The 19424-nt window shown below is 60.7% G+C and carries 16 protein-coding genes and 2 pseudogenes; 5 read left to right on the top strand and 13 right to left on the bottom strand.

Going from position 1 to position 19424, the window contains the following annotated elements:
* Positions 1 to 59 precede the first annotated feature (59 nt).
* Positions 60 to 939, top strand: a pseudogene (locus AC2444_RS28305) (alanine--tRNA ligase-related protein).
* Between the two features lie 87 nt (positions 940 to 1026).
* On the opposite strand, the gene AC2444_RS28300 reads toward AC2444_RS28305, so the two are convergent.
* The 5 genes from AC2444_RS28300 to AC2444_RS28280 all read right to left on the bottom strand — a co-directional run bounded on the left by AC2444_RS28300 (position 1027) and on the right by AC2444_RS28280 (position 5098).
* Positions 1027 to 1797, bottom strand: a complete 771-nt coding sequence (locus tag AC2444_RS28300; protein WP_128449607.1) for an ABC transporter permease — start codon at positions 1795 to 1797, stop codon at positions 1027 to 1029.
* A complete protein-coding gene (locus AC2444_RS28295) occupies positions 1794 to 2582 on the bottom strand; it encodes an ABC transporter ATP-binding protein (RefSeq protein ID WP_041935945.1) in 789 nt (262 codons plus the stop codon). The genes AC2444_RS28300 and AC2444_RS28295 overlap by 4 nt, the downstream gene beginning before the upstream one ends.
* Positions 2583 to 2590: 8 nt before the next feature.
* The gene (locus tag AC2444_RS28290; RefSeq protein WP_128449608.1) at positions 2591 to 3637 is read right to left on the bottom strand and encodes an ABC transporter substrate-binding protein; all 1047 of its coding nucleotides are present in this window, start codon (positions 3635 to 3637) and stop codon (positions 2591 to 2593) included.
* Positions 3638 to 3689: 52 nt separating this feature from the next.
* Entirely contained in the window at positions 3690 to 4127 is a 438-nt protein-coding gene (locus AC2444_RS28285; protein WP_012760175.1) for a VOC family protein, read from the bottom strand.
* Between the two features lie 107 nt (positions 4128 to 4234).
* Positions 4235 to 5098 carry a helix-turn-helix transcriptional regulator gene (locus tag AC2444_RS28280; protein ID WP_012760176.1) on the bottom strand — a complete coding sequence of 288 codons (864 nt, stop codon included), beginning with the start codon at positions 5096 to 5098 and terminating at the stop codon, positions 4235 to 4237.
* Between the two features lie 419 nt (positions 5099 to 5517).
* Between AC2444_RS28280 and AC2444_RS28275 the strand changes: the two are divergent.
* The 4 genes and pseudogenes from AC2444_RS28275 to AC2444_RS28260 all read left to right on the top strand — a co-directional run bounded on the left by AC2444_RS28275 (position 5518) and on the right by AC2444_RS28260 (position 10157).
* Positions 5518 to 6531 (top strand): annotated as a pseudogene (locus tag AC2444_RS28275) (sugar ABC transporter substrate-binding protein).
* Between the two features lie 65 nt (positions 6532 to 6596).
* Positions 6597 to 8147 carry a sugar ABC transporter ATP-binding protein gene (locus AC2444_RS28270; protein ID WP_128449609.1) on the top strand — a complete coding sequence of 517 codons (1551 nt, stop codon included), beginning with the start codon at positions 6597 to 6599 and terminating at the stop codon, positions 8145 to 8147.
* Positions 8137 to 9156, top strand: a complete 1020-nt coding sequence (locus tag AC2444_RS28265) for an ABC transporter permease (protein WP_128449610.1) — start codon at positions 8137 to 8139, stop codon at positions 9154 to 9156. Before AC2444_RS28270 ends, AC2444_RS28265 begins: the two co-directional genes overlap by 11 nt.
* 2 nt (positions 9157 to 9158) lie before the next feature.
* Positions 9159 to 10157, top strand: a complete 999-nt coding sequence (locus AC2444_RS28260) for an ABC transporter permease (RefSeq protein WP_128449611.1) — start codon at positions 9159 to 9161, stop codon at positions 10155 to 10157.
* 15 nt (positions 10158 to 10172) lie between these two features.
* Here AC2444_RS28260 and glpK read toward each other — a convergent pair whose 3' ends face one another.
* The 8 genes from glpK to glpD form a co-directional block, all read right to left on the bottom strand.
* Positions 10173 to 11675, bottom strand: coding sequence for a glycerol kinase GlpK (glpK, locus tag AC2444_RS28255; RefSeq protein ID WP_012759891.1), 1503 nt, complete (start codon positions 11673 to 11675; stop codon positions 10173 to 10175).
* A 147-nt stretch (positions 11676 to 11822) separates the two neighbouring features.
* Positions 11823 to 13547 carry an ABC transporter substrate-binding protein gene (locus tag AC2444_RS28250; RefSeq protein WP_012759892.1) on the bottom strand — a complete coding sequence of 575 codons (1725 nt, stop codon included), beginning with the start codon at positions 13545 to 13547 and terminating at the stop codon, positions 11823 to 11825.
* An 81-nt stretch (positions 13548 to 13628) separates the two neighbouring features.
* A complete protein-coding gene (locus AC2444_RS28245; RefSeq protein ID WP_003552210.1) occupies positions 13629 to 13925 on the bottom strand; it encodes a DUF2160 domain-containing protein in 297 nt (98 codons plus the stop codon).
* Positions 13925 to 14836, bottom strand: coding sequence for a carbohydrate ABC transporter permease (locus AC2444_RS28240; RefSeq protein ID WP_012759893.1), 912 nt, complete (start codon positions 14834 to 14836; stop codon positions 13925 to 13927). The genes AC2444_RS28245 and AC2444_RS28240 overlap by 1 nt, the downstream gene beginning before the upstream one ends.
* 1 nt (position 14837) lies before the next feature.
* A complete protein-coding gene (locus AC2444_RS28235) occupies positions 14838 to 15704 on the bottom strand; it encodes a carbohydrate ABC transporter permease (protein WP_012759894.1) in 867 nt (288 codons plus the stop codon).
* A 2-nt stretch (positions 15705 to 15706) separates the two neighbouring features.
* Positions 15707 to 16777, bottom strand: a complete 1071-nt coding sequence (locus AC2444_RS28230) for an ABC transporter ATP-binding protein (protein ID WP_017997084.1) — start codon at positions 16775 to 16777, stop codon at positions 15707 to 15709.
* Between the two features lie 9 nt (positions 16778 to 16786).
* Positions 16787 to 17866, bottom strand: a complete 1080-nt coding sequence (locus AC2444_RS28225) for an ABC transporter ATP-binding protein (protein WP_017997083.1) — start codon at positions 17864 to 17866, stop codon at positions 16787 to 16789.
* Positions 17867 to 17907: 41 nt separating this feature from the next.
* Entirely contained in the window at positions 17908 to 19422 is a 1515-nt protein-coding gene (gene glpD, locus AC2444_RS28220; RefSeq protein WP_017997082.1) for a glycerol-3-phosphate dehydrogenase, read from the bottom strand.
* Positions 19423 to 19424 lie beyond the last annotated feature (2 nt).

The following is a 19424-nucleotide window of genomic DNA, read 5'->3' as shown; positions in this document are numbered from 1 at the left end:
ATAGCGGCGGATTGCCGTGCGCGCGAGAGACCGCTATCTTTACCAAAGGCATACGAACAATGAAGGAGGTTGCCTATGTCACCGCGGGACGCCTGATCCAGCAATATCAAGACTTCTGCCTTTCCAAGGGCATCAATTTCATACGCATCGAATCCGTACGGCCGCATGACGATACCACGCTCTTCTGCAGCGCTGGAATGCAGCAGTACAAGCCCCTCTTCTCCGATCCCTCCCATAGTGGAACCGTCGCAAACAGCCAGGCTTGCCTGCGCATGGGCGACCTCGACGAGATCGGCGACGGAACTCATCTTCTCCATTTCTCCATGCTCGGCCTTTTCTCCTTCAGGGAAATGACCGTCGGCAACGCCATCGATTTCTGGCTCGAGTTTCTGGAAACGGTGGGGCTCGTGCCGGATCATGTGACGATCCATCCCGACCGCCTGGTGGAATGGACGCCGCTCTATGGCGGGCGCGTGCCCATCGTGCCGGATCCGGAATGCATGTGGAGCGATGGCAGCATCCGCGGATACTGCACCGAGTTCTATAAGGATGGCGTCGAGATCGGAAACATCGTCAATCCGCTCGGAAGCTGCATCGATGTCGGTTTTGGTTTGGAACGCCTCGACATGATCGTCAGCGGCACACCGCAAGACGATGCGCTCGGGACACTGTGCGAGACAGTCATGACAATCGTGGAAAGCGGCTACCGACCTGGTAATAAGGAGCAGGGATACGTCTTGCGAAAGCTGCTCCGTCGCATCCACAAGATGGGCGGCATGCTCCATCACCCCTTCTTCGCGGAAGAGGTCGAACGCCAGAAGCGGCTGCGCGCCAAATATCTGTGTCTGCGTGACCGCCATTCCGAGATGAGTCCTGACTGGGTGGTTCGACACCCATGGCATCGATCTCTCCGACGTCAGTGAGAGCATGGAGGAGTAGAACCTACAAGGCCTCCCGCAGATAACATCGGGAGGCCTTGTCATATCCTGGAAAGCGTCAGCGTTGCGGCGCCCGCATTGAACGCTTTCAGCTCTGCCCCGGCTGCAGTCGACGGAAAATCCGCTCGATCTGGGCAACAGCGGCAAAAAAGACGATGCCGGAGAAAGAGGCGAGCACGACGGCGGCAAAAAGCCTTTCCGCCTGATAGTTGAATGTCGACTGGATGATCACTGCGCCCAGCCCCTGGTTCGAGCCGATCCACTCCCCGACGATGGCGCCGATCACACAGGTGGTTGCCGAAATGCGCAGCGACGCAAAAAGCAAGGGGGCGGACCGTGGGGCGCGCAGACGCCAGAACGTCTCCCACCCGCTCGCCGAAAGCACATGCATCAGGTCAAGCTCGCTCGCCGTCGCCAGATTGAGGCCGCGGGCGGTATTCACCAGGGTTGGGAAGAAGCAAATGAGAGCAGCGATGATGACCTTTGGCAGCATGCCGAGGCCGAAGATGAGGATGATGATCGGCGCAAGCGCCAGCACCGGGATGGTGTTGAAGAGCAGGACAACGGGAAAATAGGCGGCCTGGAACCGTGGATTATAGACAAAGGCAATTGCCATGATCACGGCGAGACTGTTGCCCAGGAGGAAGCCGAGGCCCGCCTCACCCCACGTCGGAACGGCGTTCGACAGAAGGAAGCGCCATTCGATGCCAAGCGTGCGCAGGATCGCCAGCGGCGTTGGAACGATATAGGCCGGAATACCGAGCGCCGGCACCAGCCACTGCCAGGCGAGAAGCAGCGAAAGGGCGCCGATAACAGGAAGGCCGATTGCCTCGGCGAATGACAACGGACGATGCATCATGCAGCCGAACTCCCCTGCTGCAACAAATGGCGCAGATGGGCGGCTGTCTCCTGGACATCGAGACTCTCGCGCCGACAGAGCCCACGCTCGTCTTTCAGCGGTGCAAGGTCGATCAGCGCCTGGACGCGGCCCGGATTGGCGGCCAGGACCAGCACGCGTCCGCCGAGATAGATCGCCTCGACGACGCTGTGGGTGACGAACAGGATGGTCGTGCCGGTCCGGCGCCAGACGTCCAGAAGCTCGTCGTTCAGTCGTTCACGGGTGATCTCGTCGAGCGCACCGAAGGGTTCGTCCATGAGCAGGATATCCGGCTCGCATTGAAGCGCGCGCGCTATGGCGACGCGTTGGCGCTGGCCCCCGGACAGTTGATGCGGATAGCGATCGGCCAGATGCGACAGGCCGACCAGTTCGATCCAGTGGTCGGGCCGCGGATCGACCGATCGCAAGACGCTCTTCTTCCCCACCTGCAGCGGCAGCGCGACATTCTCTTTCACGGTCCGCCACGGCAGCAGCGTTGCGTCCTGAAAGACGAAGGCGACCTCGCGCCGCCGGCGCGCCTCCGACGCTGTCCTGCCGAGCACCGACAGCCGCCCGTCAAGCGGCGGGAGAAGATCCGCCACGGCACGCAGCAAGGTCGACTTGCCGCAGCCAGAGGGACCGAGAATGGTCAGAAACTCGCCCCTGCCGACGCTGAGGTCGACGCCGGACAGAATGCGGGTCGTCTCGACAGCGCCGGCATAACCGACAGCCAGATCCTTGGTTTCGATGGCCGCTGCTTCAGGCAAATCCGCTCTCACGCAATCTTCGGGCGGTCGTCCGCCGTCATGTCCAGGATTTTGGCCGTATAGCAGTCCTCCAGCTTCGGCGCGCCGCTCTTGAACTGGCCGATCTTGTCGTAGACGGAAATCTGTTCGGCAAGCGCCGCCGGATCGAAACTGCCCCAGCCATCCTTACCCGTTGCTGCGTCGAAGCTCAGCGACAATATGCGCGGTATCGTCTTCAGCTCCACGGCAAGGTCGAGCTGCGGATAGGCCTCCACCGTCAATTTGACCGCCTCTTCGGGATGGTCATGCGTCCAGGCCCAACCCTTGGCGACCGCACGCAACACCTTTGCCAATGTCTCAGCATGGCCGGTCACGGCATCGTCGGTGGCAAAATAGACGTTGGCGTAGGACGGCAGGCCCGTGTCCTTCATTATCAGATCAATGCGGTCGGGGCCGATGATGGAAAGGGCTTGCGTGTTAGTGATCCATCCGGTCACTGCATCGACCTGACCGGTCATCAGCGGCGTCATGTCGAAGGCGATATTGGTGATGGTCAGGCTCGAGGGATCGATATTGTTCTTCAGCAGGATGGCATCAAGGACATAACGAGCCGTCGGCTGGATGCCGATGCGCTTGCCGATCATGTCCTTGACGGTGCGGATCGGCGCCTTGGGCAGCGAATAGAAGGCGAAAGGCGCCATGCGAAAACCGCAGGCGAAGATCTTGATCGGCACGCCGGATGACCTGGCAAGAAGAAGCTGTGCCGAATCCGAGAACTGGCCGAGCTGCGCATCACCCGTGATCACGGGCGGCACCGTTGCCGAATTGGGACCACCAGGGGAAAACTGGACGTCGAGACCCTCGGCCTCGAACAGCCCACGCTTGACTGCGACGATATCGCCGATCTGTCCGTTGCTCATCAGCCAGTCATATTTGATGACGACCTTGGATGCGGCGGCTTTGGAGTGACGCGGCACGAACACGCTGATCCCTGCCGTCGCTGCAGCAAGGGCAAAGGCACCGCCCTTCAGGACGGTACGCCTGCCGACCACGATTTGTTTGTCTTCCCCGTTCATTTGCTTGCCTTTCCCCTTGTTGGATTGTTGGACGACCGACCGATTGCGCTCGCTATTGCGGGCCGATGTCACCGATCGGGCCACCTGCGGACCACGCATAGATTTCCCAGAGATTGTCGTCAGGATCGGCGAAATAGACGCATCGCGCGTTCCAGACATAATCCTGCGGCGGCGCGTGGAAGAGCACGCCCGCAGCTTTCAGCTCCGCATAGGCAGCATCGACCTGCTCTGGCGAGGCGAGCTCGATGGCCGCGCAGGCCTTGTGTGCACCTTGCGGGGCACGGCGGCTTGAGACACCGGTATTCTCGGCGATATGCTCGATCTCCCAGAGCGCCAGCGTCACGCCCGCCCCTTTGAAATCGGCAAAGCCCGGAGCCCGGCGGCGCGGCTTGAAGCCAAGCCGCTCGACATAGAAGGCCGATGCTTTGTCGATGTCCTCGACCAAAAAGCAGATGTCGGTAATCGGATTGGTTTGGGCAAAAGCGGTCATATGGGCCTCCTGATGGGAAAAGCCTCGCAGACCGCAGCCTCAAGAGATTTCAAATTCGTGCGGTTGTCTTTCGCAAAGCTGCTGATCTGTCATCGGCAAGAGCCGGCTCAAAGACGGACCGAACGCTGGTATTCCTTCGGTGTCGCCCCCATCAGACGGCGAAAGACGCTGGAGAAATGCGCCTGGCTGGAAAAGCCTGTGGCATAAGCGATGTTTGCGAGCGTCTCCTTGCCATCGGCGAGGTAAAGCCGTGCTCGTTCGATCCTGCGTTCGAGAACGAAGCGATGCGGCGCCATGCCGGCCGCCCGTTTGAATTCCCGGCTGAAGTGAAAGGGGCTCATATGGGCCACCCCGGCCAGCTCCTCCACACTCAGATCGGATTTGCCAAGCAGGTTTTCAATGTAGTCGATCACCCGTCGAAGGTTCTCCGATGTCAGCGGACGATCGCCGGCTTCAGGTTTGGCGCCCAGCAGTTTTACAACGCAACAGGCGAGCGCCATCCCCAGATGCTGCATCAAAAGCGGGTCGTCGCGCCCGGTCTTCTCGGCGGCAAATGCAAGGGAGAGCGCGACCTGCAGCGTTGTCGGATCAGTCGTCGCGCTGAGCGCATCACTATCCCAATGCTCGGAATCGAAGCGAGAGCCGCCAATGCTGCTGTAGAGCGCAGGTGACTGGAAGATCGAGATATAATCCGCCGCATCGCCATCGACTTCAAGGACGGTGGCGGCCGGTTGAAATCCGAGGGTGAACGGCGGCCTCTCAACTTTGCGGAATGCCCCGCTTCCAAGCCGATAGGCATATTTGCCGTGCGCCGTGCGGTTGATCGAAATTCGATGAAGGGAGCCCCTCGAAACCATTTGCCCCGCGGCGCTGCGATAGGTCTCGACAATCATGTCGCGTTGAACGAAAGCCTTGTAGCCTCCAAGGGATGGCCGGCTTATTGAGAAAATCTGCGGGTCGATATCGGGCATTGTTTCATTCTCCCTGGCAGGGGAGAAGCAAGTTGCGCGCCAAGTGGAGCGAAGCTTCGCGCTGGATATCAACGTCGCAGCATAAAACCCGACGGTGCCCCGTTAAATCGTGATTTTACGCCTGCTGTCGCGCCACACGGCACCGCGGCCCGGCAGGAGTTCGCCTTCGGCAAATTTGGTCGCATGCGCAAGAATTATGCAGTGCATGTTCTTCTTGATCGGTGGCTGCAGACTCATCGACCGCTCTGAAAACCGCCGAGGCCTCCGGAATCATCCCTGGTCGCGGGAAACCGCGGCCAGGGAAGAGCTTTCGTTTTGTCCACTCTTTCCCCCGGAGATCGTTCTTTTGGAAATTCGTTCCTATCCATCCGCATTAATCCATTTAATCTATAGACATAATTAATTGGAGAGAAATTGCGATGAGTATCGAAAAGTCTGAAAACGGTCTCGGAAGACGAGAGCTGCTGAAACTGTCCGCCGCGGCCGGGGTCGCCGTCGCCGGTGCATCGCTCATCGGACAGAAGTCGGCTTTTGCCGCGGGCGAAGAACTGTCGCTGAAAGGCAAGCGCATCGCCATCAGCGCAACCGGCACCGATCACTTCTTCGACCTGCAGGCCTATAATGCCCAGATCGAGGAGGTAAAGCGCCTCGGTGGCGAGCCGATCGCCGTCGATGCCGGACGCAATGACGGCAAGCTCGTCTCGCAGCTGCAGACGCTGATTGCCCAGAAGCCGGATGCGATCGTTCAGATCCTTGGAACGCTCAGCGTCATCGATCCCTGGCTGAAGAAGGCGCGCGATGCCGGGATCCCGGTTCTGACCGTCGACGTCGGTTCGACCAATTCGATCAACAACACCACCTCCGATAACTGGGGCATCGGCAAGGACCTGGCGCTGCAGCTCGTCTCCGATATTGGCGGCGAAGGCAATATCGTCGTCTTCAACGGCTTCTACGGCGTAACCCCCTGCGCGATCCGCTACGACCAGCTGGTCAATGTCGTCAAATATTTCCCGAAGGTCAAAATCCTCCAGCCGGAACTGCGCGACGTCATCCCGAATACCGTGCAGGACGCCTTCACGCAGATCACGGCGATCCTCAACAAATATCCGGAAAAGGGTTCGATCAAGGCGATCTGGTCGGCCTAGGACATTCCGCAGCTTGGCGCGACCCAGGCCTTGGCGGCCGCCGGGCGGACCGAGATCCGCACCTACGGTGTCGATGGCAGCCCGGAAGTGCTCCAGCTCATCGCCGATCCGAATTCGCCAGCCGGTGCCGATGTCGCCCAGCAGCCGGCGGAAATCGGCCGCACCGCCATCCGCAACGTCGCCAAGCTGCTCGCCGGCCAGACGCTGCCGCGCGAGACCTATGTTCCGGCACTGCTCGCCAACAAGGCCAATGTCGGCGAAGTCACCAAGAAGCTCGGCATCGGCTGACACTGAACACGAGCGGTCCGGTCATCGCCGGATCGCTCGCAATCTGCCCGCCCGGAGAGATCGATATGACGGCCATTTCGTTGAAGCCGCCGGTGACGGCCCGCGACGACATCATCCGCTTTGAAGGCATCGTCAAGCATTTCGGCGGTGCGCAGGCGCTTGCCGGTGCGTCGCTGATCGTCAGGCGCGGCACCATCCACGGTCTCGTCGGCCAGAACGGCGCCGGCAAGTCGACGCTGATCAAACTGCTGGCCGGTCTTCATCAGCCGGATGGCGGCCGGATCGAGATCGAAGGGCAAACATTCGACAGGCTGACACCGCATCTTGCCGAAGAGCTCGGTATCCATTTCATTCACCAGGACCGGCTGTTGGTGCCGACCTTCACCGTCGGCGAAGCTCTGTTCCTTGGCCGGGAACCGCGGATATCGGGCACACCGTTCCTCGACCGGCGACTGATGCAACGTCGCGCGTCTGATATTCTCAACGACTATTTCGGTATCCGGTTGCCGAACGCCGCCTTGATCAGCGAATTGTCGACTGCCGAAAAGCAGATCGTGCAAATCACCCGCGCGCTCCTCAATCAGCCGAAGGTGCTCGTCTTCGATGAGCCGACGGCCGCACTGGTGCGCCGCGAGGCCGATATCCTCTTCCGGTTGATCCGCCGTCTGCGCGACGAAGGCGTCACCATCATCTATATCTCGCATTACCTGAACGAAATCGAAGAGCTCTGCGACCACGTCACCGTGCTGCGCAATGGGCTGGACGTCGCCTCCTTGCCGATCGGGGAGACCTCGGCTGGCGCGATTGCGCGGCTGATGGTCGAACGCGACATCAAGGAGATGTTTCCGAAGCCGCAGGTGACGCCCGGCGCGGAAATCCTCAAGGTCGAGCAGCTGTCGGCGCCGGGGAAATATAACGACATCAGTTTCACGCTTCGCCGCGGCGAGGTGCTCGGCCTCACCGGCCTGCTCGGCTCCGGCGCAAAGGAGCTGGTCCGCACTCTCTTCGGTCTGGAGACCCCGGCTTCCGGCCATATCGAGGTCAGCGGCAAAGCTGCCCGTTTCACCAATCCCACCCAGGCGGCCGGTCGCGAGATCGCCCTGGTGCCGGAAGATCGCCGTCGCCACGGCGTCGCGCTCGACCTCAGCGTCGCGGAAAATATCAGCCTTTCCAGCCTTGGCCGCTTCACGCGCTTCGGCTTTCTCGATCGCAGACGCGAACAGCAAGAAGTGGACACTCTGATTACGCGGCTGCAGGTGAAGACCAATGGCCGCGATGCCCTGCTGCGCACGCTTTCGGGCGGCAACCAGCAGAAGATCGCCATCGCCAAGTGGCTGAGCCGCCGCTCCGAGGTCTATCTCCTCGACGAACCAACAGTCGGCGTCGATATCGGCTCCAAGGTCGAGATCTATACGCTGATCGGCGAACTCGCGTCGCGCGGCGCCGGCGTCATCGTGCTGTCTTCGGATCTGCCCGAGCTCATCGGCATCACCGATCGCATCCTGGTGCTCTTCCGCGGCCGCGTGGCGCGGGAATTCGTCTCGTCGGAGACCACGGCGGATGCGGTGCTCGCTCAATCGACCGGATCATCCGAGGGACAACGCCATGTCGGCTGAAGTAGAATTCGCGCCTTCCGGTTTTTCCGCTGCGGAACCGCCTCCCCGGCCGGCCGGCAATATTGCAGCGACCGCGTTGCGCTTCGGATCGCTGATCGCTTTCGCCGCCATCCTGATCATCTTTTCGCTGACCGCACCCTATTTCCTCAGCATCGGCAATATAGGCAACGTACTTGGTCAATCGGCCATCTCCGGTGTGCTTGCCATCGGGTTGACGATCGTGCTGATTGCCGGCGGCTCCAATGTCGTCACCGGCGGCATCGACCTGTCGCTGGCTGCCAATATGGGCCTCAGCGCTGCCGTCTATGCGAGCCTGACGCAGCTCGGCTACGGCGATGCGACGGCGATTGCGGCGGCGATCCTCACCGGCGCCCTGATCGGCACGGTCAATGCCATTGCCATCGTCTATGCCGGCATCGTGCCGCTGCTGGCCACGCTTGCCGTCATGAACGTCGTCGCCGGCCTGGAATTGGTGCTGACCGGCAATACCGTCCTGCCCGCCTCGACACCATTCCTGTCGGCGCTTTCCGCCTCGGATCCTTTCGGCATCCCGGTTCTTGCCTATGTGCTCCTCGGCTTCACGGCCATCACCACGGCGATCGTTCAATATACTCCGCTCGGCCTGCGTCTCTACGCCGTCGGTGAGTTTCCGGATGCGGCGCGTGCCGCCGGTCTGCCGCTTCGCCGGCTGCTGGCCGGCGCCTTCGTTGCCAGCGGCGTCTCCGGCGGCATCGCTGGCATCCTATCGGTTTCCTATCTGAGCGGCAGCACGACCGGCGCTGGCGAGATGCTGTTGCCCGTCGTCGTGACGGCCCTCCTCGGCTCGGTCTTTTCGCGCCGGCTGGTTCCGACGATCACCGGGACGCTGCTTTCGGCCCTTTTGGTCGGCTTCCTGGTCAATGGTTTCCAGCTGCTGAACATTTCGAGCACGCTGGTCAGCGGCGTCCAGGGCGTGCTCATTCTCATCGTCGTTTCTGCGACCACGCTGCTGCGCCGGCAGGAGGCCTGACCATGTCGCTCCAGACCCCTCCCCCCGCCAGCATCGACTTGCCGCGTCTCATCGCCGGCGGCCTGGTGCGCTATGGGCTGATCCTCGCCCTGGTTGCGGTGTTTGCCGCCTTCTCCGTGGCAACCCCGACTTTCCTGACGCCTGCCAACCTGCAGAGCATTCTGGTCAACAATTTCACGCTGCTGGCTATCGTCTCGGTCGCCATGACCTTCGCCGTCGCATCGGGTGGCATCGATCTTTCGGTGGGAACGGCGATGGATTTTGCCAGCTTCGCCTTCGTTTCGCTCGTCGTCGCCGGGCAGCCGGTGGCAGTCGCCGCCCTCGCGGGACTGGCCGCCGGAGCGTTCGTAGGCGCCTTCAACGCGCTCTTGATTTCCGGGATCGGCGTGTCGCCGTTCCTCGCCACGCTCGGCACCCTGTTCATCGGCCGCAGCGTTCAGCAGTTGCTGACCAATGGCGGCAATCCGGTCTATTTGCCGCCGAACGGCGTGCCGGAAGCCTTCCGTTTTCTCGGCCACGGCACGATCGCCGGCATTCCGGTGCCGCTTGCCGCCGCCATCGTCGTCATCGCGGCCGCTGCCGTTGTCTTTGCCCGCACGCGTTTCGGCCGCGTCATCCTGTCGATCGGCATCCAGCCGGGCGTCGTGCGCTATTCCGGCATCGCCGCGCCGGCCCATGTCGCGGTGACTTTCATCCTGGTCGGGTTGATCGCGGCAATCGCCGGCCTGATCCTGACCGCAACCGTCACCACCTACATCCCCTCCTCGGGCAATGCCTTCCTGCTGAATGCGATCGGCGCGACCTTCATCGGCACCACGCTCAGCCCACTCGGACGGCCGAATGTCGGCGGGACCGTTCTCGGCGCGCTGCTGCTCAGCATCGTCGCCAATGGCTTGCTGCTGACCGATCTGAATTTCTACTGGCAGCAGGTCGGCACGGGAACGCTGATCTTCGCCGTGCTCGCCCTGAGCTTCATCAATAGAAAGCCCGCCGGCGCGTAAGAGCGGGAAGCGGCTCTATCCCGCGGAGGCGTCCGAAATCATTCTGGAGACGGCATTCTTCCAGCCGATGATCTTGCCCTGCCGCTCGGTCTCATCCATCGAAGGGCTGAAGCGGCGGTCGCAGGCCCAGGCCTGCGCAAAATCCCGCTTGCCTGGCCAGATGCCGGCTTTCGAACCGGCGAGCCAGGCTGCGCCCAGCGCCGTCGTCTCGCGGATCGCCGAGCGGTCGACAGGATTTCCGGTCATGTCGGCCAGGCACTGCATCGTCCAATCCGAAGCCGCCATGCCGCCATCGACGCGCAGCACCGTTTCCAGCTGGTTGACGCCCCAGTCCTTCTTCATCGCCACCAGCAGATCGAGCGTCTGGTAGGCGACGGATTCAAGCACGGCGCGGGCAAATTCCGCCGGCCCGCTGTTTCGTGTCAGACCGAAGATCGCGCCACGCGCGGCCGGATCCCAATAGGGCGCGCCGAGACCGGTGAAGGCCGGAACGATGTAGACCTGCTGTCCGGGATCGGCCTTGGCGGCAAGCACCCCCGCCTCGGATGCCTGGCCGATGATGCCGAGGCCGTCGCGCAGCCATTGCACGGCGGCACCGGCGATGAAGATCGAGCCTTCGAGCGCATAGGTCGTCTCGCCGTCGAGCCGGCAGGCGATCGTCGTCAGCATCCGGTTGGAAGAGGAAACACGATCCCGGCCGGTGTTCAGCAGGGCAAAGCAGCCGGTGCCATAGGTGGATTTCATCATGCCGGGCTCGAAGCAGGCATTGCCCATCGCCGCCGCCTGCTGGTCGCCGGCGACACCCAGGATCGGAAGCTCCGCACCGAACAGCGCCTTGTCGACGCGGCCGAAATCATCGGCACATTCCCTGACGTCAGGAAGCATGGCGGCCGGAATGCGAAGAATGCCGAGAAGCTCCTCATCCCAGGCGCCGTCATCGATATTGTAGAGCAGCGTCCTCGATGCATTGGTCGCATCGGTGGCATGCACGCGTCCATCAGTCAAATTGTAGATCAGCCAGCTGTCGATCGTGCCGAAGCAGACATCGCCCACTTCCGCCTTCTCACGTAGGCCATCGACATTGTCGAGCAGCCAGCGCAGCTTCGTTCCGGAGAAATAAGGGTCGAGCAGCAGCCCGGTCTTGGCGCTGAACAGCTTCTCGTATCCATCGGCCTTCAGGCTCTCGCACATTTCGGCCGTGCGCCTGTCCTGCCAGACGATCGCGTGGTGAAGCGGTGTCCCGGACCTGCGATCCCAGACGACCGCAGTCTCGCGCTGATTAGTAATGCCGATCGCGGCAATGTCGGCGGCATCAAGTCCGGCATCGGCGATCGCCTTGCGCACAGTATCGACGACGGACTGCCAGATTTCGGCAGCGTCGTGCTCCACCCATCCGGGCTGCGGATAATATTGAGTGATCTCCGCCTGCGCCGAGCCGGCCATTTTCATGTCGCTGTCGAAGACGATCGCGCGCGAGGAGGTCGTGCCCTGGTCGATTGAAAGAATATAGCCGCTCATATCCGTCTCCGGCTCGCGCGAAACCGCTCCTGCCGAGGACAGCAGGACGCGGACGTTTCATGAGAGAAAGATTGTGGGTGCCACCGGCTTGTTGCCGGTGGCAGGAAGTGATGGCCGGAAGCCCCGTCGCTTCCGGCCGGGTCCGCCTTACTTCGACTGCCAGCTCTTGACGAGTTCGTCGTAGTTGACCGTGACCGGCTTTTCCTTCTCGTTCTCGATTTTCAGCTGCGGCGCAAGGTTGCCCTTCTTCACCGCATCCGCGTTCCAATAAGCGAGGTCTTGCTCTTCAGCGAGTTTCGGGCCGATATCGCCCTGGACGCCCGATTTCTCGATACGTCCCATGACCTTCTCCTGCTCGCCGCAAAGAGAATCCATGGCTTCCTGCGGCGTCTTGGCGCCGGCAGCGGCGTCACCGATAGCCTGCCACCAAAGCTGAGCCAGCTTCGGATAGTCGGGGACGTTGGTGCCGGTTGGCGACCACTGAACACGCGCAGGCGAACGATAGAACTCGATCAGACCGCCGAGCTTCGGAGCGCGCTCCGTAAAGCTCTTGTCGCGAATGGTGGATTCGCGGATGAAGGTGAGACCGAGCTGGCTCTTCTTCACGTCAATCGTCTTCGAGGTCACGAACTGTGCATAGAGCCACGCGGCTTTTGCACGGTCCGTCGGGGTCGATTTCATCAGCGTCCAGGAACCGACGTCCTGATAGCCAAGCTTCATGCCGTCTTTCCAGTAAACGCCATGCGGGCTCGGTGCCATACGCCATTTCGGCGTACCGTCTTCGTTCATGACAGGCAGGCCAGGCTTGACCATGTCTGCGGTGAACGCGGTGTACCAGAAGATCTGCTGCGCGACGTTACCCTGCGCCGGCACCGGACCGGATTCCGAGAAGGTCATGCCCTGAGCTTCCGGCGGTGCGTAAGCCTTCAACCAATCGAGATACTTCTGGATCGAATAGACCGATGCAGGGCCGTTGGTATCGCCGCCACGCGCGACGCACGAACCGACGGGACGCGAATTCTCGTCGACCTTGATGCCCCACTCATCGACCGGAAGACCGTTCGGCAGACCCTTGTCACCATTGCCGGCCATCGACAGCCAGGCGTCGGTGAAGCGCCAGCCGAGCGACGGGTCCTTCTTGCCGTAATCCATATGGCCGAAGACCTTCTTGCCGTTGACGTCACGGCCGGTAAAGAATTCGGCAATGTCCTCATAGGCCGACCAGTTGACCGGAACGCCGAGATCGTAGCCGTATTTCGCCTTGAAATCGGCCTTGTTCTTCTCGTCGTTGAACCAGTCGTAACGGAACCAGTAGAGGTTGGCGAACTGCTGGTCGGGAAGCTGGTAGAGCTTCTTGTCCGGCGCTGTCGTGAACTTGGTGCCGATGAAGTCGTCGATATCGAGGCCGGGGTTGGTAACGTCCTTGCCTTCGCCGGCCATCCAGTCGGTCAGGTTGCGCACCTGCTGATAGCGCCAGTGGGTGCCGATCAAGTCGGAGTCGTTGACCCAGCCGTCATACAGGTTCTGCCCGGTCTGCATCTGCGTCTGGATCTTCTCGACAACGTCACCCTCTTGAATGACGTCGTGCGTGACCTTTATCCCGGTAATCGCAGTAAAGGCCGGAGCCAGAACCTCGGACTCATACTTGTGGGTGGTCAAGGTTTCCGAAACAACCTTGATGTCCATCCCCTGGAAAGGCTTCGCAGCATCGATGAACCATTGCATTTCCTTTTCCTGGTCGGCGCGAGAGAGCGTCGACACGTCGCCGATCTCTTTATCCAGAAAAGTCTTTGCCTCGTCCATGCCGGCATAGGCCGACCCGGTCATGGCCAGCAGCACGGCTGCTGTCGTCGTCAATAAATGCCTTCGCATGATATCCTCCCAGGGTTTTGCGATTGCAGTCTTCACGTCTCAGGCGGCCAGAAAAACCCCGGCCATCTGCATCAGTTTGCCTCACACGTAACGGAATACGCCAACGGCGTAGACAACGGAGAGAGCGAGAGCCCACCAGAGGCTTGATCCAGCGAGACCAAGCCAGGCAAGATGGATAAAGGCGCTGCCGAGCAGCGAAAGGAAAAGCCGGTCACCGCGCGTCGTCTCGAAGCGCAGGATTCCGATCCGGGGATTGCCGCCCGGAGCGGCGTATTCCCAGACCCCCATGCCGATCAGCAGCAATGCGATAACGACGAAGAAAGTGGCCGTCGGCCAGGTCCACGCCATCCATGAAAAATCGGGAAGCGAAAAGCTCATCAAACCCTCCCCAGGGCGAAGCCCTTGGCGATGTAATTGCGCACAAACCAGATCACCAGCGCCCCTGGGATCAAGGTCAGAACACCCGCGGCGGCGAGCAAGCCCCAATCCATGCCGGATGCAGAGACGGTACGGGTCATGGTGGCAGCGATCGGCTTGGCGTCGGTCGTCGTCAGCGTTCGTGCGATCAGCAACTCGACCCAAGAGAACATGAAACAGAAGAAGCAGGCGACACCTATGCCGCTCGCAATCAGCGGCGTGAAGATCTTCAGGAAAAAGCGCGGGAACGAATAGCCATCGATATAGGCCGTTTCGTCGATTTCCTTCGGCACGCCGGACATGAAGCCTTCAAGGATCCAGACCGCAAGCGGCACGTTGAAGAGGCAATGCGCCAATGCCACGGCGATGTGCGTATCGATCAGCCCAAAGGCTGAGTAGAGCTGGAAGAACGGCAGGGCAAAGACCGCCGGCGGCGCCATCCGGTTCGTCAGCAACCAGAAGAAAAGATGCTTGTCACCAAGGAACCGATAACGGGAAAAGGCATAGGCCGCCGGCAGCGCGGCTGCCACCGAGATCACCATGTTGATCACGACATAGGTGATTGAATTGATGTAGCCGGAATACCACGCCTTCTCCGTGAAGATCGTCACGTAATTGGCGATCGTCGGGTTATGAGGATAAAGCGTCAGAGAATTGACGATTTCCGCGTTGGTCTTGAAGCTCATATTGACGAGCCAATAGATCGGCAGCAGGAGCACAATGATATAGATCGTCGGAACCACCCACCACCAGCGCGATTCCTCGCCGCGCCGGCGCATCAGACGGCTGACTTCATCGGAGGAGAGACCGCTTGCGACACTGGTAGCGCCAGAGATTTTTCGGCTCGCTGTCGTTTCGTTGGAGGCGCTCATTTCAATTCTCCGCGTCGTGGCTTGTCATGACGGTGTAGAACACCCACGAAAGCAGCAGGATGATCAGGAAATAGACCAGCGACATGGCAGCGGCCGGACCGAGGTCAAACTGTCCGAGGGCGGTCTTGACCAGATCGATCGACAGGAAAGTGGTCGCGTTGCCGGGACCGCCACCAGTGACGACAAAAGGCTCGGTGTAGATCATGAAACTATCCATGAAACGCAGCAGCACGGCGATCAGAAGAACGCGCTTCATCTTTGGCAGCTGGATATAGCGGAACACAGCCCAACGAGACGCACCGTCGATCTTGGCTGCCTGATAGAAAGCGTCCGGAATGGAAACGAGGCCTGCATAGCAAAGCAAGACGACCAGGCTCGTCCAGTGCCAGACATCCATGATGATGATCGTCACCCAGGCGTCGAACGGATCCTGCACATAGTTGTAATCGATGCCGATGGCATTGATGTAATAGCCAAACAAACCAATGTCGTTGCGGCCGAACACCTGCCAGATCGTGCCGACAACGTTCCACGGGATCAGCAGTGGTAGCGCCATCAGAACCAGGCATACCGGCACGCCGATGCCCGATTTCGGCATGTTGAGCGCAATGAAGATACCAAGCGGGATCTCAAGAGCGAGAATGATCAACGAAAAAATCAGGTTTCGCTGTAGAGCGGCCCAGAATCGGTCGGAATGCAGGATTTCGGTAAACCAGTCAGTTCCGTTCCAGAAGAACTGGTTGTTTCCGAAAGTGTCCTGAACGGAATAGTTCACAACCGTCATCAAGGGAATGACGGCCGAGAATGCCACCAGCACGAGGACCGGCAGGACCAGAAACCACGCTTTGTTGTTCCAGGTTTTTTCCATCATCAAGCCTCCGGTCCGGCGCGCCAAGAGTCGGCATAGATACTGATACCCGATGGCTCGAAGGTCACCCGCGGATCAGCCGGAATGTCCTCGTCCTCAGGGACGACGATCGCGATCGGCTGGCCGGCAAACTGCGCGCGGACGATCTTCTGCCGGCCGATATCTTCCACCTTGCTGACGGTCACAGGCATGCCCTCGCGGCCGACCCGAATAAACTCGGGCCGGATTCCAAGCTCTACCTTGGCCGCTGCCGAAGTCTTTGGCGCATAGTCGAGCGTCAGCGCATGCTCGCCGACCCGAACCGTGCGGCCTTCCACCTTGGCTGGCATGAAGTTCATGCCCGGAGAACCGATGAAGTAGCCGACGAAGGTATGACTCGGACGCTCGAAGAGCTCGGCCGGCGTGCCGATCTGCACGATCTCGCCATCGTACATCACCACGACTTTGTCGGCGAAGGTCAGCGCCTCCGTCTGGTCATGCGTGACATAGACCATGGTAAAACCGAACTGCTTATGCAGCCGCTTCAGCTGCGATCGCAGTACCCATTTCATATGCGGATCGATAACAGTGAGCGGCTCGTCGAAGAGAATCGCGTTCACATCCGAGCGCACGAGGCCGCGGCCGAGCGAAATCTTCTGCTTTTGGTCCGCCGTCAAACCGCGCGCGCGACGCTTGGCCCAGTCTGCAAGATCAATCATCTCCAATATTTCGCGGACACGACGATCAACATCAGGCTCCGCGACTCCGCGGTTTCGCAAGGGGAAAGCCAGATTGTCATAGACAGTCATCGTGTCGTAGATGACCGGAAACTGGAATACCTGCGCAATATTTCGCTGCTGCGTCGGCAGGTTCGTAACATCCTGTCCGTCAAAGAGAATTCGCCCTTCGGAGGGCTGAATAAGGCCCGAAATGATATTGAGCAGCGAGGTCTTTCCGCAGCCTGAAGGTCCGAGCAGCGCATAGGCACCGCCATCGTTCCACTCGTGGTGCACTTCCTTGAGAGCGTAGTCCTTCTCGCTCTTCGGGTTCGGCCCATAGGCATGTCGAATATGATCGAGGGTGATACGTGCCATGATCTTCTCCTAGCCCCTCTGCCTAGCAGTGGTGATCGCCCGGCCGTCCGCGCCGAACGCCATAAGGTGGCGCGTATCGATGAAAACGGAGAGATCCGTGTCCGGGTCGACATTGAGGATGCCGTGCGCAAGCATCACCCAGCGGGTGTCGGCAAATTGCAGATGCACGAAACTTTCCGACCCGGTGATCTCCGAAATCTGTGTCCGTGCTGTCAGCCGCGCCGAATCAGCCGTCTGGGCGGTTGGTGCAAGATGATGGGGGTGAAACGCGATCGTTGCCGGCCCGTCTGGCACATTCTGAAGATGCCGCGGCACGGCAAAAATCACAGCGCCGTCGCGCAGGAAATTGCCTGCCGATTTGATTAGATCAATAAAATTCAGCGGCGGATCGGCAAAGGTTTTCGCCGTCGTCAGATCGAGCGGATTGCGATAGACCTCGACCGTCGGGCCAAACTGGGTGATCCGGCCCTCGCTGAGCGTTGCCGTATTGCCGCCCAGCAACAAGGCTTCGGAGGGTTCCGTCGTGGCATAAACGAAGATCGCGCCGGACTGGGCGAAAATGCGCGGCAATTCCTGCCGCAGTTCCTCGCGCAGCTTGTAGTCGAGGTTGGCCAGCGGCTCGTCCATCAAAACAAGGCTCGCATTCTTCACGAGTGCACGGGCAAGCGCCGTGCGCTGCTGCTGGCCGCCCGAGAGGTTAAGCGGCGTGCGATCGAGATAAGGCCCGAGTTTCAGAAGTTCGGCAGCCTTGCGTACCTCCAGATCGATGATCTTGGCATCCTTGCCGGCAATCCGCAGCGGCGAGGCAATATTCTCGTAGACCGTCAATGCCGGATAATTGATGAACTGTTGGTAGACCATGGCGACGTTGCGCTTCTGCACCGGCATGCCGGTGACGTCAGTGCCGTCGAAATGGATGGAGCCGCCTGTGGGACGGTCAAGCCCCGCCATCAGTCGCATCAGCGACGTTTTACCCGCGAGCGTCGGCCCGAGCAGGACGTTCAGCGTGCCCCGCTCGAGAACCAGATCGGTCGGATAGATATGATAATCCGCGCCCACCATCTTGGCGGCGTTTCGCAATTCCAGCATTCCGATTCCCGTGCCTCCACGCAGCGGGGACCACATGGCTCCTACCCGGCCATCGCCGGCATGGCAGCCATGTACTCCTCCAGTGACTGGGCCTGCTCTTTCGAAAGGCGCAGACCATCCTTTGTTCTCCTCCACAGCACGTCTTCGGCGTGCCGGGCCCATTCATGTTCGACGAGATAGGTGACCTCTGCCTCGTAGAGATCGCCACCGAACAGCCGTCCGAGATCATCGATGCCGCTGGCATCGCCAAGCAGCGCCTCGGCCCTGGTGCCATAGCGGCGCACCAGCCTGCGGGCATGCCGATCGGCGAGGAACGAATAACGCCGCTTCAGCTTGGCGACCTCCGCCTCGTAACCCTTGACCGCGAAGTCGCCACCCGGCAGATGGCTTTTGGCCGTCCACGGGGCGCCTTTGGCGCCGATCGCAGCGCCGATCTTCTCCAGCGCATGTTCGGAAAGCCGGCGATAGGTGGTGAGCTTGCCGCCGAAGACGTTGAGCAGCGGCGCCGCGGCACCTTCGCCTTCCAGCTTCAGCACATAGTCGCGCGTCGCCTCCTGCGCCTTCGAGGCGCCGTCGTCATACAGCGGCCTGACGGCCGAATAGGTCCAGACGATATCCTCCGGCCTGACGGGCTCCTTGAAATATTCCGACGCCGCATTGCAGAGGTAGACCGTCTCCTCCTCCGAAATCCTGACATCCCTCGGATCGGCGGTGTAGTCGCGGTCGGTGGTACCGATCAGGGTAAAGTCGCCCTCGTAGGGGATGGCGAAGATGATGCGGTTGTCAGGATTCTGGAAGAAATAGGCTCTCGCATCGTCGAACTTCTTCTTCACGACGATATGGCTGCCCTGGACGAGGCGGACGTGGTGGGCTTCGTTCTGGCCGAAGGCGGAACGGATGACATGGTCGACCCAAGGACCGGCGGCATTGACCAGCATGCGGGCCTGATGGCTGTCATTGCGGCTAGTGACGGTATCGGTGGTCTCTATATGCCACAGGCCATTCTCGCGCCTTGCCGACACCACCTTGGTGCGCGGCATGATGGTCGCGCCTTTGTCGGCGGCGTCGCGGGCGTTCAGCACAACCATGCGGGCATCGTCGACCCAGCCGTCGGAATATTCGAAGGCCTTGGAAAACAGCGCCTTCAGCGGCCTGCCGGCCGGATCGCTGCGCATGTCGAGAACGGATGTCGGCGGCAGCAGCTTACGGCCGCCGAGATGGTCGTAGAGGAAGAGGCCGAGCCGGATCAGCCAGGCCGGACGGATGCCGCCCTTGTGGTAGGGCAGCACGAAACGCAGCGGCCAGATGATGTGCGGCGCCATCGCCCAGAGAATCTCGCGCTCCATCAGCGATTCACGCACCAGGCGAAATTCGTAATGCTCGAGGTAACGCAGGCCGCCATGGATCAACTTGGTGGCGCCCGACGAGGTACCCGAAGCAAAATCGTTCATCTCGGCCAATGCGACGGAATAACCCCGCCCCACAGCATCACGCGCGATCCCGCAGCCGTTGATGCCGCCGCCGATGACGAATATGTCGTGAATCTCCCGGCTCATTC

Source organism: Rhizobium sp. WSM1328 (assembly GCF_057653715.1).
This window is presented reverse-complemented; position numbering and strand designations above follow the sequence as displayed.

Bases quoted from the DNA above. Each gene is read 5' to 3' on its own strand.
- AC2444_RS28235 (WP_012759894.1), bottom strand. From the start codon at position 15,704: ATGGAAAAAACCTGGAACAACAAAGCGTGGTTTCTGGTCCTGCCGGTC.
- glpD (WP_017997082.1), bottom strand. From the start codon at position 19,422: ATGAGCCGGGAGATTCACGACATATTCGTCATCGGCGGCGGCATCAAC.
- glpK (WP_012759891.1), bottom strand. From the start codon at position 11,675: ATGAGCGGCTATATTCTTTCAATCGACCAGGGCACGACCTCCTCGCGC.
- AC2444_RS28245 (WP_003552210.1), bottom strand. From the start codon at position 13,925: ATGAGCTTTTCGCTTCCCGATTTTTCATGGATGGCGTGGACCTGGCCG.
- AC2444_RS28230 (WP_017997084.1), bottom strand. From the start codon at position 16,777: ATGGCACGTATCACCCTCGATCATATTCGACATGCCTATGGGCCGAAC.
- AC2444_RS28265 (WP_128449610.1), top strand. From the start codon at position 8,137: ATGTCGGCTGAAGTAGAATTCGCGCCTTCCGGTTTTTCCGCTGCGGAA.
- AC2444_RS28300 (WP_128449607.1), bottom strand. From the start codon at position 1,797: ATGATGCATCGTCCGTTGTCATTCGCCGAGGCAATCGGCCTTCCTGTT.
- AC2444_RS28250 (WP_012759892.1), bottom strand. From the start codon at position 13,547: ATGCGAAGGCATTTATTGACGACGACAGCAGCCGTGCTGCTGGCCATG.
- AC2444_RS28260 (WP_128449611.1), top strand. From the start codon at position 9,159: ATGTCGCTCCAGACCCCTCCCCCCGCCAGCATCGACTTGCCGCGTCTC.
- AC2444_RS28270 (WP_128449609.1), top strand. From the start codon at position 6,597: ATGACGGCCATTTCGTTGAAGCCGCCGGTGACGGCCCGCGACGACATC.
- AC2444_RS28240 (WP_012759893.1), bottom strand. From the start codon at position 14,836: ATGAGCGCCTCCAACGAAACGACAGCGAGCCGAAAAATCTCTGGCGCT.
- AC2444_RS28225 (WP_017997083.1), bottom strand. From the start codon at position 17,866: ATGCTGGAATTGCGAAACGCCGCCAAGATGGTGGGCGCGGATTATCAT.
- AC2444_RS28290 (WP_128449608.1), bottom strand. From the start codon at position 3,637: ATGAACGGGGAAGACAAACAAATCGTGGTCGGCAGGCGTACCGTCCTG.
- AC2444_RS28280 (WP_012760176.1), bottom strand. From the start codon at position 5,098: ATGCCCGATATCGACCCGCAGATTTTCTCAATAAGCCGGCCATCCCTT.
- AC2444_RS28285 (WP_012760175.1), bottom strand. From the start codon at position 4,127: ATGACCGCTTTTGCCCAAACCAATCCGATTACCGACATCTGCTTTTTG.